A 14,753-nucleotide genomic window follows, 5' to 3' on the forward strand; every position below is an offset into this window, starting at 1 on the left:
CGTAACCGGCCGGCAAACTATCAAGTTTGCCGGCCGGGCTTTGACTTCCTTGTAATCAGAGTATTTGTTCATGTTCCCGATGACGCCCATCGCGGCAACGCTTGCGTTGCTGTTATGTAGCAGCGCATTTGCGGCGCCGACTTCCGTTGATAATACGCCTCGAAGTTTACTGGCCCAGGCCAAGGGTCTGCCGGCCGATTTCGAGGAACATTTCTTCGATGTGCCATTGGCCGTGCGGGTCGAGCTTGATCAACAACCCCTCGGCGAGGCGATGATCGTGTTGTCCCGCGATGACCGGGTCACCTTGCTCGATTTCACCGACACCAGCGACAGTCGTTTCAGCGCCGGTGAACGCGACACCTGGGCCAGCATTCTGAAACCCGGCGTGGCTTTGGGCACCTGCAGCGGCCAATGCCCCGAGCAGATGTTGGCGGTGCACTACAACCTGGAAAACTCATTGCTGTCGATCGTCACTGAAAATGCCGAGCGCGACACTGAGGCCAAACGTTTCTACGACCAACCCGAAGGCGGCAGCAGCGGCCTGATGGTGCGCAACCAACTCAACCTCAACGGCGGCCAGGATCAGAACCTCGGCGGGCGTTATGGCCTGGAGGCCAGCGGCAGCCTGGGCAACTGGAGCCAGACCTTCAACATGCAACTGGCGCGTCTCGGCGGGCCGGATGACAAGACTTATCACGCGGTGCATGAGCTCTACACCCAGCGCGAACTGCAAGGCAGTTTTTTCCGCCTGGGCTACTTCACTCCCAATTCCGAAGGCCTGAGCCGCCAACCCCGTTCGTTCGGCACCAGCCCCGACACCGCCGTGGGCGTGATGTACGGCAGTTCCGACAGCCTGGCGATCGACAGCCCCAAACCCAGCGTTTATCCGATCTATGTCACCGCCAATCGCCAGGCGTCGGTGGAGATTTATCGCGATGGTCTGCTGCTCAACACCCAATCGGTGCCCGCCGGTTTGCAAACCCTCGATACCCGCCCGTTGCCCGGCGGCATCTACGATGTGGAAGTGCGCTTGATAGAAGATGGCCAGGTCACCTCGACTACTCAGGAGCTGATCTACAAACCGACCAACTGGCGCAACGTTGAGGAGCGCTGGCGCTACAACCTGTTCGCCGGCCAGGAAAGCAAACTGCTGAGCAACTGGGATCAACAGGAGAGTGGCGATGCGACGGCAGGTGCCGCGATCAACTACCTGCTGCATCCACGGATAATCCTCGGGCTGTCGGCACGTCAGGTGCGTAACACGCTGCAGTACGGCAGCTCCATCGACTGGAGCCTGGCCAATAGCGTCAGCCTCTATGCCAATCTGTACCAGACCGAAGACCACGGCACCGGCGCCGATCTGCAAGCGCTCTACAACTATGGTTCCGGCAGTCTGGTGGTGAGCCACAACCGCAGTTGGCTCGACACCACCAACACCTACGACACGCTGCCCGACGGCACCCGCGTGCGCCAACGCAATGTGTTCACCGGCGAGACCAGCAATTCATCGCTGGCACTGAACCACCGCATCAGCCGCAAGAGTTCGCTCAACGCGCGGGTCTCCCACAGTGAGGGCAACGTCGAAGGCGTCGGTGCCGATCTGGGCTGGACGCAACGCACCATGCTGCTGGGCAGCGACGCCAACTGGCGGTTGTCACTGTTCGATCGTCCTGGTAGCTACAGCAGCGGTGACGCGCGCAATCGCGGGGTCGACCTGAGCATCAGCGTGGCGCTCGGCGGGCCGGGTCAACAGGTTTCCGGCAGCATCGGCAGCCGCACCGCCCGTGATGGCAGCCGCGACACCAACGCCTCGCTCGGTTATCGCAAAGACCTGCAAGACCACATCCTGCAGAGCGTCTCGGTGACTGCGCTGACCGACACCTACGGCGTTGGCCTGTCGAGCCTGGCGAACTTTCGCACAGACGCGATCAACGGCGACGGCTTTATCCAGCGCTCATCGTTCAACGACAACTTCACTGGCGGCTTGAACCTGGACAGCACCGTGGTCGTCGGTGGCCAGCGCATGGCCCTGACCAGTCAGCATCAAGGACGAGGGGCCGGGATGATCGTCGATGTCGAGTCTGATATCGACGGCATCGCGTTACGCGCCGACGACCTCAGCGGCGGCAGCGCGGCATTGCGTCCGGGGCGCAATTTCATACCGCTGACGGCCTACAGGAACAGCTCCGTGAGCTTCGATTTCGAAGGCAATCACGCGCCAGCGGCCAGCATCGAGCCGGCTCGCACTCGTTATCACCTGAACAAGGGCGGCGTGGAGTACCGCAAGGTGCGGGTGATGAAAACCCTGACCGTGCTCGGACGTCTTGTCGACCCACAAGGCCGGCCGCTCAAGGGCCACCACGTGATCAACCACGCCAGTCGTGGGGTGAGTGAAGTCGATGGCTTCTTCTCGATGGAAATGCATGCCGGTTCACCGACTCTCGAAGTGCGCTACGCCGACCAGTTGCTGTGCCAGTTCCGGCTCGATACCGACAAGCACCGCAGTGAAAACAACGTGTTGATGATCGGTGATCTGCGGTGCACGCCGGATACGTTGGCGGATGCGTCATTGATTCGCCAGGAGGCCAGTTGAATGGTTAATTTCAAGACGTGTATACCGCAGTGGCTGTGCTTGTTGGCACTGTTTGTGACGCCTACGGCCGAGGCGGTCAATCAGGAGATCAGGGCGTTGTTCCGGCCTGACCCGGCAAACCCGCAACGTAATACGTTCATCAACAAAACCCCGGTCAGCGGTTACTGCGCGGACTATCCCGATCAGTGCGAACAGAACGCGACCTTCAGCATCCGCCTGCCCATACGCTTCGATTCCGCAAGGGCCATGCAACCCCATGACTCGCAGCGCAACAGTTCGATGTTCACCGTGCCGGCGCAATGGCGTGCATTGACAGTTACGAATGCCGAAACCGGTGAGGCGGAACAGGTCGAGATGCGCATTGCCGGATTTGGATCGCGGTACGTGCTCGACGACAAGGTCACCAACCTTACAGGTGCACCCAATACGCTTGAAGGGCACCGGGCCTTGTGGGGCGGCCCGTATGGCAGCTGGGTGAACCCCCCGTCACCGTGTCAGTACAGCGGCGTCGGTTGGTACACCGATGATTATTACCAGTTTTTCTGGAAAACCCCGATTCGGGGTACCTGCGTAAAAACTGCCAGTTTCAGGATTCCGACCATGTACTACGAGTACCTGGATTTCGCCTATGAACTGCGTACGCCCAATCCGCTTGGTATGTCTTCAGGGCTCTACACCGGCGACCTGACTTATCGCATCGGGCCGGGCGGTGACTTTGACATGGGCGACGTGATGGTGCCCAACGATTCCGATCTGACACTGAATTTTGTCCTTGATGTTCAGCACACGCTCAAGGTCGATATCCCTCCAGGTGGTAACAAAATCCGATTGGAGCCGCAAGGCGGATGGCAAAGCTGGCTGCAAGCCGGACGCCGGCCGGTGCGACTGTTCCGTGACCAGACTTTCAATATATCGGCCTCGACGCGATTCAAGATACTGATGCAATGCGGGCCCGGAATAGGTGGCGAATGCGGACTGGAGAACAGTGCGGATAACGGTCGTCGAGTCGTCTTACACATCAGCGTAAGCCTGCCTAATGGCATAACCGACCTCTCAGGCCAACCCGTGAGACGCCTGCGATTGAGGACCGGTGCGGGGAATGAGCAGCAGTTCAAGCCCGGCTTCTATGTGGACCGGGCACCGGGAACCCTGCATTTCGAAGTTGAGCAATCGTACATGGAATCCATGCTGAGGCCCGGTGTTGCCGGCACCTATACCGGCATTGTCATTGTGATCTGGGACTCGGAAATCTGATGGCCAACGCATCGATCAGTCGTACCGGCAGTGTGTTCAATGACCAAGGACTAAAAGTTATGAAGCGTGTGTTTTTATTGATCGGTTTGAGCGGATTTTCCCTGGGCCTTCAAGCCGGGCCGCAAATCAACGTCGGAACGGTGTACGACTATCTGGATGGCGACAAAAGCACCTACCTCAAGCGCGTGTTCAACAGTGGCGACAGCACGGCCTTCGTCAAGGTCAACATCCTGGAAATCGTCTACGACGCCGATGGCACCCCTAGCGAAGTGCCGGTCAAAAGCGACCCGGGCGCGGCATCGCGCGACGGGCTGATGGCCAGCCCCGCACGCCTGATCATTCCGGCCAACGGCATGCAGGGCACTCGGCTGTTGTTCATGGGCGAGCGCGACACCGAGCGTTATTTCCGCGTGCGCTTCATCCCGGTGGTGCCGGAAAAGGAAGACGAATTCGCGGTGTCCAGCGACGAGCGCGAGAACTACAAGAAAAACCTCTCGGCCGGCGTCAACGTCATGACCGGGTTCGGCACGGTGTTCTTCGTCAGGCCGAACAACAGCCGGTACGACAGCCAGATCGACAACGGCGCCAGTACTTATCGCATTCGCAACAACGGCAACACGTCGGTGGTCGTCGACGAATTCCGCAACTGCTCGATCAAGCAGGAAAACGAGTGCGAGCCCACCACCAAGCACCACATTCGTGCGGGAAAAGAGTTCGCATTCGACAAGAAGCCGGGACGTGAATACCGCTTCAACCTGGTCGAGGGCGCCTCGAAAAAGGCCTTGCGCGTTGCCAGCCAATAACCGCCGGCACACACGAGTGACCGCCTTTGCCCGCTGCTTTTTTGGACGTAACAGGTACCTGAAATGATCAAGCTTTCGGCCATCGCCCTGTCGACAGGCGTCGCGGCACTGATGAGTTCCCTGGCATTCGCCGCCCGCGAAGAGCACCGATTCGAAGTGTCGGTGGATATTCCGACCTTGGGTTTCTACGTGATACCGGCCGAGTCGGACTGGATTCATCGCGAGCAAGTTCTGCCGTGGAACATCCACACCCGGTCGCTGGAGGGGCTGCGCAAGAATTTCGACGTCAAGCACGACACCAGCGCCATCCACGCGCGGCTGGAGAGCGAACCCTATCTGTCCAACGGCCGCGATGAGCAGAACATCTACCTGCTCGTCAGCTTCAACGGCAAGACGTTGAGCCACGACCCGCAACCCCTTGAAGTGCTCTCGCGCGAGCAGGCTGTCGCGGGCGGGCGCTTTGCCCTGCAGATCCAGCCGAAGGTACCCGCGGGCGGGTACAAGCCGGGTCGCTACTACGGCAACGTGAATCTGGTCTTCAGTGCGGCGGCGCCTTGAAGTCGGGTTTGCTCCAAAACGAACAGCATGACTGGAGTCGGGGAAAGATGAAGATTGCTCATTGGTTGTCGAGCGCTTGGCTGCTGGGGATGATCGCGGCGCCGGTGCAGGCCGAGCAGGTGGATATCACCGCATTGTTCAAGCCGGATTCGGCGCGCCCGCATATGAACAAGTTCCTCAATACCACACCGCTCAGTGGTTATTGCGCCAATTACCCAGGGCAATGCGTAGAACACCAGACCTTCAGTTTGCAGGTGCCGATTCAATTTGATTCACGCGCCCCCATTCGCGCCAACCATGCCTCGCCTCGAGAGGGGGCAATGTTGAAAGTACCGGCGCAATGGCGAGAGCTGACGGTTACCCACGAAACCACTGGCGAACCGGAAACGGTAAGGGTTCGGATCGTGGGTATCGGCTCCCAGTACGTGACGGAGGATGTCATGCAATTGGTGGGGGGCGCCGAAGACTACCGGGTCGCGCACAATCTTTTATGGGGAACGAGCTGGGTGTATAGCCCGGCGCCCTGTGTTTACAGTGGTGTGGGTTGGTTTAACTCGATCGCCTACAGATTTTTCTGGAAAACACCGGCACCAGAGGTGTGCGCAAAACAGGCCAAGTTCGATATTCCCTGGCTGCGCCTGGACTATCTCGACTTTGCCTATGAACTGGAAACCCCAAATCCTTTGGGTATGTCCTCGGGGCATTACCTCGGTGCACTGACTTACACGGTTGGCCCGAACGGCGACTTCGATTTTGGTGACGTCATGCTGCCGAGCAGTTCAACGTTGACCATGAACTTCAACCTCGACGTTCAACACACGCTCAAGGTCGATATTCCGCCGGGTGGCAACAAGGTCCACCTGGTGCCGGTCGGTGGCTGGCAGAGCTGGCTGCAGGCAGGCCGCCGGCCAGTGAGCCTGTTCCGCGACCAGACCTTCAATATCTCGGCCTCATCGCGCTTCAAGATGCATATTGAATGTCAGTTCGGCGGTTTTCCCTACGAATGCATGTTGAATGATCCCGTCTCCAGGCGATCGGTCGAGCTTCAGGTCAGCGTCAGTCTGCCCAATGGCCTGACGGACCTGTCCGGGCAACCGGTCAGGCGTCAGCGCCTGCGAACCGGGCAAGCCAATTCGCAACAGTTTCAACCTGGTTTCTATGTTGATCGGGCTCCCGGGACTCTGCATTTCGAAATTGCAAAAAGCCAGATGGAGTTCATGCTGCAGCCGGGCGTGGCCAGCCGCTATTCCGGCAATGTCACGGTGATCTGGGATTCGGATATCTGACGTGGTTGCGGCAAACCTGACCGCAACGAATGCCGTCAGGTTTGCCTCACGATGCCGCCGCTATTACAACCCGGCCCTGCTCAACGCCGCGCGCGTCAAACGCCTGGACAGTTCTTTTTCGCCGTCCCCCAGATCGACGAGGAACCGGTCGAAGTTCGCTTCGCTTATCGGTTCATCGGCAAAGACAACCGTCTCGGCAACCGGCAGGTCGTTGGCCAGATCTCTGAGCCTGTTGCGCAGTGCCGCTCGTTCCACATCCGTCAATTGCGTGGATTCGACCCATTCGCGCTGGGTGGATCGCAGGGTCTCCAGCCACTCGTATTTGTTCAGATACTCCCGTTTATTCGCCTCGATCTGAATCGGGTAAGTTTCACCCAGCCAGGTTTCCCAGAATGCCTGCTCAAGCATCTTGTTCACCAGGCCATCACCTTCGCCCAGCGCCAGCACCGTGTCGTACGCCTGATCGATCATGGCGTCGGTGACACCGGATACTGGCCTGAACAGCATGCCTTCGGATTGCCAGGGCAGCTGCAGGCGATCCGCCAGACCGGTCTGATACGCCAGATAGACCTCGACATCGTCAGGGTTGCCGCCACGACTGGCGACATCGGCGCGGGCGATCTCGTTGACGTGCTCCAGCCGCGCGGTGCCTTTGGCCAGGGTGACCAGTTTGCGTTCCAGCTCCGCGGGGTCCGTGGAGTAGGAGTAAGCCTCGGATGCGAGCACCTGTATGCCCATGTTGTTGAATAACTGCGCCCCTGCATCGGCGCAATCGACCGGGGCGATGGCCATGGTGTAGAGCTTTTCCCGCAGTGCGGTGTCGATGTAGACGGCATCGAGCATGCGTACCACGCGTTGCATCAGTTGCCTGCGGGGTTCACCGCCGACGAGATAATCGGCAGAGTTTTTCGTTTCGTGCACCACGGTCAGGAACCGATGGGCCTGCGGGTCGTCGGTCAGTTCAAGCCAGTTTGCCGTCCGCTCCACTCCCCAGCCGGGCACATCGGTCCAGTTGTTCGGGTCGGTGGCGTGGATCACCACATTTATCAGACTGGTGGATGCCTCGAGGGGCGTCGGCGGCAAATTCACTGAGCGTCGGATTTGCTGGTATTGCAACTGATTCAGCTCCGACAGATCCGCGACATCCAGCAGGGTGCGCGAGATCACCCAGGCTTTTGCCGAGCCGGGGACAACTTCGGGAATCAAGTCGAGGGGGTTTTCCCGCAGGTCCAGCAAGAAACCGCGTGGTCTGGTTTTCGCCAGCGTGCCCTCGGGCCATGTGGTCAGTCCGGTTTTGTTCAGGGCCACGACTTTCAGCCTCGGCATGCGGCTGATGTCTGGTGACAACCCCAGTGGATTACCGTCGAGCCTGAGGATTTCCAGGTAGGTCAGGTCCTTGAGTTGTTTGACGGCGCCGGCATCCAACACGATCGCGTTATCGCTCAGTTGCAGTCGTTCCAGTCGGTGCAGGGAACCGATGCTGTGTGGAAGGCTGGTCAGGTCGCAACGCCTGGCGCTGAGTTCGCGAAGGTTCGGGAAGGCTTTGAGCAAGCCGTTCGCCTCGCTGGAAAACCGCGTATTGCCGAGTTTCAGGACGGTGATTTTGTCGAGGAACTTTTGCAGCTCCGGGGGGCGCTTTGACCACCAGGTTTCCAGGTTCAGGGGCAGCATCTCGGTGGAGAGGTCCAGCGAGTAGCTGTCCGGATCGGCACGGCGCCCGATATCGCTGTACTTTCGCTTGAAGCTGTTGAGCAGGCTCTCGGCGATATGTTGGCCGCCTTCATCACGAAAAGCCGTGCTGTGCGGCCCCCAGGTGGGTTCCTGCTGATACTCCCAACGATTGAGGATCACGCGCAGTTCATCGAGATCGTTTTCCCGCTGCTCGATGGCTTGCATCGGCTCGCCTTTGGCGATCAGGGCGTTGGCGAAGGCGTCGACTTCGCGGTCACTGAAGTCCTTGTGCAGGTCGAGGATTCGCTCGTGCAGGGTTTCACCGGCCCGGCTGGTAAATGCGCCTCGCACCAGCAGCAGTGTCTGATGCTCGGGCACGGCGCGGATGGGCGGTGCGGCGAGTATCGTTCGACGTTCGCCGAGAGGCTCGATCTTGACCATGGCCCACTGCCTGAGGCGTTCGGTGTCCCCAGGCTTGAAGCCCAGCGCGTTTTGCCCATTGTGCTGGGTCGCCTGCAGCAAGGCTTCGAAAAAGCCCTGCGCTGCATGGATTGGCTGATTCGACCCGTCACGCACCTCATATTTTCCCGCGTCATCATGAATCAACACCCGGACCCGCGCTGCGCTCTCGGGCCCGGCGCTGCAGCGCAGTTCACCGTCGAATGTGCCTTCCCTGATCTCGATGCGCAGCTCACCGAAGGTGTCGCTGTTGATGCGCAAGGTGCCCAGCACCAGGCGTTCCGTGTCGATGTTGATCAACGCGTCATCGTATAGACCGTGGGCGGCGCGCACCGATTGCGTCTCGAATTGCAGTTCTCGCGCCTGGCTTTTCAGGCGCAGCGGCAGGCGCTTTTTCTGCTCGATCTGTTGGCGTTCCGCGGCGCTGGCGTTGGCGAGAATGCCTTGTGCCACCGTGTCGGGCAGGTCGGGGAATTCGCTGAACAGCGCAACGCTGTCGGCGGGTAGCGGGGTGCTGGCAGGCACGGGTGAGCCCAGGCGTTGCAGGGTATCGGTCAGCAATGGTGGTGGTGCCGAGCTGTCCATGTGCATCCGCCGCAGTGCGGCTTCATGGGTGCCGCTGATCTGGCGAATCTGTTCCAGTTGTTGATCGCTGAAGGTATCGGTTGTATGACCAAGTCGCCGCATCAATGTCGAGCCTTCCCACTCGCGCGGGTTTTCCGTTTCGCAGACCCAGGCCCCGTGACCATTGTGGCGCAGGGTCGGTGCGTAGGCATCGAAACGCTGCGGATGGCGGATGCGCTGTTGTCCGGTGACCGGATCGTCCAGCACTTCGAAGTGTTGATCGTTCAGGCGCAGGATGCGCCGGCCCTGATGCTGGTGAAGACCCTGTCCATCAGGTCGGGCGTCCGTGGGTAAATCCACGTCGGTTCGTTGATAGGGACTGAGGTCAGGGTTCCACAGGCGGGTCTCACCGTTCGCCAACTGCACCGGTTTCAAGCTTTCGAAAAACGGCGAGAGTTTCGCCCTTGCGACGTTGCCGATCGCACCTCCCGCGGCGAACGCACCCAGTTGCACCACGCTTTGCAGCACGCCGATGGCTTGTTCGCCAGCTTCGGCGACGCGGCCTTCGGCCAGATCGACGAGACCCTCGACCACCTCATCGGTCAGTTGATACGCGGTGTAGGCCAGCATCAGTTCACCCAAGCCGGGCACCAGTGGCGTCACCACCAGCAACGCGGCATTGAGAATGCCCGAGAGCATTTTCTCCAGGTTGTCCCACCAGGCCCAGCGGGCCATGCGGTCGGCGTACTCGGTGGAAATCGCGATGTCCCATGCGTCGTTGAGCACCTTGTTGATTTTTTGTCGGTGGAAGTAGCCCCACAGGTCGCCGTTGAAAACAGTGTCCCGATCGTTCCTGACGCTCGACAGCTGAAATTGCAGGTTGGGGTTATCCACCGGCGTTTCCCGCCAGCTCGGCAAGTTGGAGCCGGCCGGGGCCGGTTGCCATTTGACCTTGCTCAGTCGGTCGTTCAACCCGGCAAAGAAATGTCCGCGCTGCTGATGGGGCACGAACTGGCTGAAGAATTGTTGGTAGCTGCGGGGGGCGCTGGCATCGCGCAACTGGCGTGTCAGTTCGGCCATGAATTCGAGCGACGACGGGTACTGCTTGAGCGGGTGTTGCGGGTCATGGGGAACATAGGCGATCACGGGCACGGTATCGGTCGCGGTGTTGGCATCAGGGGTGATCAGCACGATGCCGGTCAGGTGAATGTCCATCATCGACAGGTTGTAGCAGTCGACGGAGCGGCCCCTCCAGCGCAGGTTCTTGCGGTCATCGAGCAGTCCCTGCACCAGTTCAAAAGCATCCTGCCCGATGTCGTTTTTCATCAGCGCCATGTTCGCCGCGATGTTGAGCGCGGTCTTGTGGCTGAGGCTGACTTTGTGGCGCAGGACGTTGCTGGCCACCCGGTTATGCGGCAGCAGGAAATCTTTCAGGTGTTGTTGGTAACGGCTGCCGATATCCAGTTCGCGGCACAGCGACTTGAACTGCTCGATACTCAGCTTGTGCTTGAGCTGTACCACGCTGAAATGCCCGCGAACGTCGGGGCGGGTGATGAACTCGGAGTCCTGGGTGAACACCTCCTTACTGGAAAAATTGTGCAGGGCAGCATCCAGCAGCGAGACGGTACGGCTGGTGGTTGCGCCGGTAAAGTTATGACCCCATGACTGTGCTGGTGCATACAGCCGCAACCAGGTCTCTTCGACGTCATCTTCAACGCCGAAACGTTCGTTCAGTGCCTGTTGCAACAAGGGTTTGGCGAAGGCGTAGACATCCTGCAGTTTGCTGAACGCTCTATCGACATCGTTTTGCGCGCTCCAGCCGAGCTTGATCCCCTGTTTCAAGCGTTCCTGTAACGCTTTTGCGGCGTCAGCCTGCCAGTCGGGAATGCTTACCCGGTCAGTTTTCAGTGCGTTGATACGGGGGAGTGAAGCCTCTGATAGCCAGGAGGGGAGGGCCTTCCTGACCAGGTCGAAGTGGATGCTTTGATCCGGGTCTGAAATTCGATGTGGTTGTGGCATTGCCTGATCGTCCGTTGATCATGGATGGAGCGATCAGACTAGGCAGGCGGCAGTCCCAAAAAAAGCGCAAAAACCGGTTCGGAACGACGTCGATTGCGCCCCGAACCCGGTAAAAATCAGGAGTGAAAAATACATAGTTACAGCCACGCGGACTTATCTGCCGATCCATGCCTAGCGGCGGGCGGTTGCCTCGGTTGTCGCCTTTGGCTGGCACATCGTGTGGGTGCCCGGTTGCAGGTACGGCGTCAGGATCGGCGCCATGCCCTTGAGCACCTGCACCGGCAACGCCGAGGTGAAGGTGAAGTTCTCCGCCGAGCGGCCCGGCACGAACGCCGTCAGCGTGCCGAAATGGTTATCGCCGATGTAGAACACGAACGTGGCCGTGCGGTTGAGTGATTTGGAACTCAGGATCCGTCCGCCCGAACCGATGGCCTCGATGCGGTTGTCACCGGTGCCGGTCTTGCCGCCCATGGCCAGCGGGGTTCCATCCGGCAGTTTGAAACTGCCAGCCACGCGTTTGGCCGTACCGGCATCCACCACTTGCGAAAGGGCTTCGCGCATGGCCGTGGCGACTTCGGACGGCATCACCCGTTTGCCGACGTCGGGGTCATTGATCAGTTGGGTTTCATAGGGTGTGTGCGCGGCGAAATGCAGGCTGTCGATACGCAGGGTCGGCATGCGCACGCCATCGTTGAGGATGGTGCCGATCAGTTCGGCCAGGGCTGCCGGGCGGTCACCGGAGCTGCCGATGGCGGTGGCCAGCGACGGCACCAGGTGGTCGAACGGATAACCGACTTGCTGCCAGCGCTGGTGAATGTCGAGGAATGCCTCGATCTCCAGCATGGTGCGGATGCGACTGTCACGGGCGCCCTTGTGCCGGCTTTTGAACAGCCAGCTGTAGACCTCCTGGCGCTCGAACTGGCTGGCTTTGACGGCGTCGGCCCACTTGGCGTCGGGGTGATTGAGCAAGTAACCCATCATCCACAGGTCCAGCGGGTGAACCTTGGCGATGAAGCCCTGGTCCGGCAAGTCGTAGGCGCCGGGACCGTAGGCTTCGTAGAGCCGCACGAGACGTTCGTCAGTGAGTTTTTCCGTGAGCTTGGCACCGGTCAGGTGCGAGCGCACGAAGGCGTTGAAGCTTTCCTGACTGGCCTGTGGCAGCAGGTAGCGATGAACGGCGGCCATGCGGATCGGCGTCGGGCGCATGCCGTCCAGGAAGGTTTCGAGCCGTTCCTGGGTGTCCTTGTTCCTGTACTTCTTCCAGAACTTGAGCAGGAACGAAGTGCCCTCGCGGTCGGCGAATTCGGCCAGGTATTCCTGGCGCCGCGGGTCGCGGTCGTCCTTGAGCAGTTCGGCACTGCTGTTCGGGCCGGAGTAGGTGGTGTAGCGCACCAGGTCCCGCATCAGGCGAATGAACGGCAGGTTGATCGACTCGCGCAAGGCGTCGCGCAGGGTCGGTATCCGGCCGTTGTCTTCCTTGCGGAAGTTGTGGAACACATGCAGGCCGCCCCCGGTGAAAAACGCCTCGCCCGGGCTGGCGGAATATTTGCGGTCCAGGGCTGCGCCGAGCATTTTTTGCAGGTCGCGGTCCTTGTTTTCGACCAGGTAATCAACGGCCCAACGGCTCAGGCGGTCCTGATCCGGTACGTCGACTTTCTTCAGTTCCGGAACGGCCATGCCGGCGTATTTGTCGTGCAACTCGGCGATGATTTGCAGGTAGGTGGTCAGCACGCGCATTTTCGCGGTGGAACCCAGTTCCAGTTTGCTGCCTTCATTGATGTCGAAGGGCTGGTCGGTGCTGTCGGTCTGTACCCGAACCCGCGAGCCATCCGGTGTCAGTTCGAACAAGGTGAAGCTGTAGCGCACCTGGGTAGTGCTGGTGGTGGTCAGCAGGCGTTCGCCGATCAGGCCGATTTGCGTGGCAAACTCAGGGTCGGCGAGTTTTTTCAGGTACGCGGTGGCCTCGGATTGCAACTCGCCTTGCAGGGTGCTGGTGGCGGAGAGGTCGAGGCGGTCGAGGTCATACAGCGGGCGGTTGAGCATGCCGGCCAGACGGCTGCGCGCCACGCTGATGCCCTTGTTGGTTTCGATCGGTTGCATGGTCGGCTGGGTGGCCCAGTCGCGGTAGGTCACTTTGCTGGCCAGGGCGGCGGCGGCGAACTCGGCGTCGATCACATGGTTTTGCGCCAGCAGGCGAATATGGCTGTCGGTGAGGTCGGCCAGTTCATCATGGCCCTTGGTCAGGTAATGCGACGGGCGGCGCTGCGCAATCATCAATGACAGCACTTCACGCAAGACCAGGCCTTTTTCCGCCATGGTCTTTGGATCCGTTGCCGGGCTGTTCAGCACCTTGTTGGCGCTTTCGAAATCGGAGCCGTACCACACACGCAAACCCTCAGCCATGCCATGCACTTCACCGTGGCCCGGTACGGCTGACAACGGCACGCTGTTGAGGTAGTCGCGAACCACGTTCTGCCGGGCTTCGAGGGTTTGTGGCCCGGCCTGATAGGCGCGTACGGTGGCAGAAATCATCTGGCGAATTTTTTCCGCGCCATTGACCGTCAAACCATCGGGGGAATGCCGGTACTTCTCCAGTTGCGTGGCCAGGGTACTGCCACCGGCGGATTGGCCGGGCACGTGCAACATCTTGGCCAACTGGGACCACGCCGCCATGCCGAACCGCGGCCAGTCCACCGCCGGGTTGGCGAGCGGCTGCCTGGGGTCGAGCAGGAAGCGGTTCTCGATGAACAGCAGGCTGTTGACCACCACCGGCGGGATCGAGGCAAAGGTTGAATAAAGCTGTTGCGGGTAGTTGTACTGGTACAGCGGCGCTGCGCGGCAATCGGTGATCGACAACCCGGCCTGGATTTTCTCGGCATAAGGCACGAACAGGCCTTTGTCGGTGTACTTCAGCAGTTCCGGAGAAAAGCGGGTTTGCGCCTCAACGACGAAGTTGCGCTTGATCAGGCGCGGCAGGAACTCATCCAGCGAGCTGTAGCCCAGGCGCCGATCGAACGGGCCTTCGCCCGGATAGCGAATCGCATCGCTGGGGCCGGGTTTGAGCTCATAGTTCAGTGACGCGGCGTATTTGCTGACTTCCCGGGCCTGGAACTTCGAGGTGCGCATCTCCCTCATGGCGGCCAGCCCCACGACAATCGCGATAATCAGCAGCAATAGCCAGAACGCTCCCCATCCGTGCCTGGAACGACGGGGTTTTTCAGGTATAGGCGCTTCATCCACACTCTCAGTCGGAACCACGGTTTTACTCGAATCGGTTTGCCACAATGCGCCCATAGTCGACTGATCCATTCACGCAGATTGATCGGACTTGACTCAAGCTTAGACGGTGGTTGGCGAGGGTGAAAAAAATGTGCAGGGCAAAATGATGCACGGACGCACCAATAATCAGGCCAATTGAAGCACTTGTGGCGAGGGGGCTTGCCCCCGTTGCGCTGCGAAGCGGCGCTAAAACCTGCAACCGATAAAGGCCTGACACACCGTGGTTACCGAATTTGCGCCTGCTTCGCAGCCGAACGGGGGCGAGCC

Annotated in this window: 7 protein-coding genes; 5 read left to right on the forward strand and 2 right to left on the reverse strand. The window is 60.0% G+C overall.

Annotated features, from left to right (window positions below):
• Positions 1–70 precede the first annotated feature (70 nt).
• The 5 genes from KW841_RS12525 (at position 71) to KW841_RS12545 (ending at position 6,494) form a co-directional block, all read left to right on the forward strand.
• Complete coding sequence (locus tag KW841_RS12525) at positions 71–2,593, forward strand: CS1-pili formation C-terminal domain-containing protein (protein ID WP_218476339.1); 2,523 nt, start codon at positions 71–73, stop codon at positions 2,591–2,593.
• Positions 2,594–3,847 (forward strand): hypothetical protein, encoded by a 1,254-nt coding sequence (locus KW841_RS12530; protein ID WP_218476341.1) that lies wholly within the window; start codon positions 2,594–2,596, stop codon positions 3,845–3,847.
• Positions 3,848–3,906: 59 nt separating this feature from the next.
• Complete coding sequence (locus KW841_RS12535) at positions 3,907–4,650, forward strand: hypothetical protein (protein ID WP_007975127.1); 744 nt, start codon at positions 3,907–3,909, stop codon at positions 4,648–4,650.
• Between the two features lie 63 nt (positions 4,651–4,713).
• Positions 4,714–5,208 carry a CS1 type fimbrial major subunit gene (locus tag KW841_RS12540; protein ID WP_007975126.1) on the forward strand — a complete coding sequence of 165 codons (495 nt, stop codon included), beginning with the start codon at positions 4,714–4,716 and terminating at the stop codon, positions 5,206–5,208.
• Positions 5,209–5,255: 47 nt separating this feature from the next.
• Positions 5,256–6,494 carry a hypothetical protein gene (locus KW841_RS12545; protein WP_007975125.1) on the forward strand — a complete coding sequence of 413 codons (1,239 nt, stop codon included), beginning with the start codon at positions 5,256–5,258 and terminating at the stop codon, positions 6,492–6,494.
• A 63-nt stretch (positions 6,495–6,557) separates the two neighbouring features.
• Here KW841_RS12545 and KW841_RS12550 read toward each other — a convergent pair whose 3' ends face one another.
• Positions 6,558–11,207: a dermonecrotic toxin domain-containing protein gene (locus tag KW841_RS12550; RefSeq protein ID WP_218476344.1), complete on the reverse strand. Its 4,650-nt coding sequence runs from the start codon at positions 11,205–11,207 to the stop codon at positions 6,558–6,560.
• A 171-nt stretch (positions 11,208–11,378) separates the two neighbouring features.
• Positions 11,379–14,501 (reverse strand): transglycosylase domain-containing protein, encoded by a 3,123-nt coding sequence (locus KW841_RS12555; protein ID WP_218476346.1) that lies wholly within the window; start codon positions 14,499–14,501, stop codon positions 11,379–11,381.
• Between the last annotated feature and the right edge of the window lie 252 nt (positions 14,502–14,753).

This window comes from Pseudomonas sp. PDM28, from assembly GCF_019219115.1.
GTDB classification, from domain to species: Bacteria; Pseudomonadota; Gammaproteobacteria; order Pseudomonadales; family Pseudomonadaceae; genus Aquipseudomonas; species Aquipseudomonas laurylsulfatiphila.

Bases quoted from the DNA above. Each gene is read 5' to 3' on its own strand.
- KW841_RS12525 (WP_218476339.1), top strand. From the start codon at position 71: ATGTTCCCGATGACGCCCATCGCGGCAACGCTTGCGTTGCTGTTATGT.
- KW841_RS12530 (WP_218476341.1), top strand. From the start codon at position 2,594: ATGGTTAATTTCAAGACGTGTATACCGCAGTGGCTGTGCTTGTTGGCA.
- KW841_RS12535 (WP_007975127.1), top strand. From the start codon at position 3,907: ATGAAGCGTGTGTTTTTATTGATCGGTTTGAGCGGATTTTCCCTGGGC.
- KW841_RS12540 (WP_007975126.1), top strand. From the start codon at position 4,714: ATGATCAAGCTTTCGGCCATCGCCCTGTCGACAGGCGTCGCGGCACTG.
- KW841_RS12545 (WP_007975125.1), top strand. From the start codon at position 5,256: ATGAAGATTGCTCATTGGTTGTCGAGCGCTTGGCTGCTGGGGATGATC.
- KW841_RS12550 (WP_218476344.1), bottom strand. From the start codon at position 11,207: ATGCCACAACCACATCGAATTTCAGACCCGGATCAAAGCATCCACTTC.
- KW841_RS12555 (WP_218476346.1), bottom strand. From the start codon at position 14,501: ATGGGCGCATTGTGGCAAACCGATTCGAGTAAAACCGTGGTTCCGACT.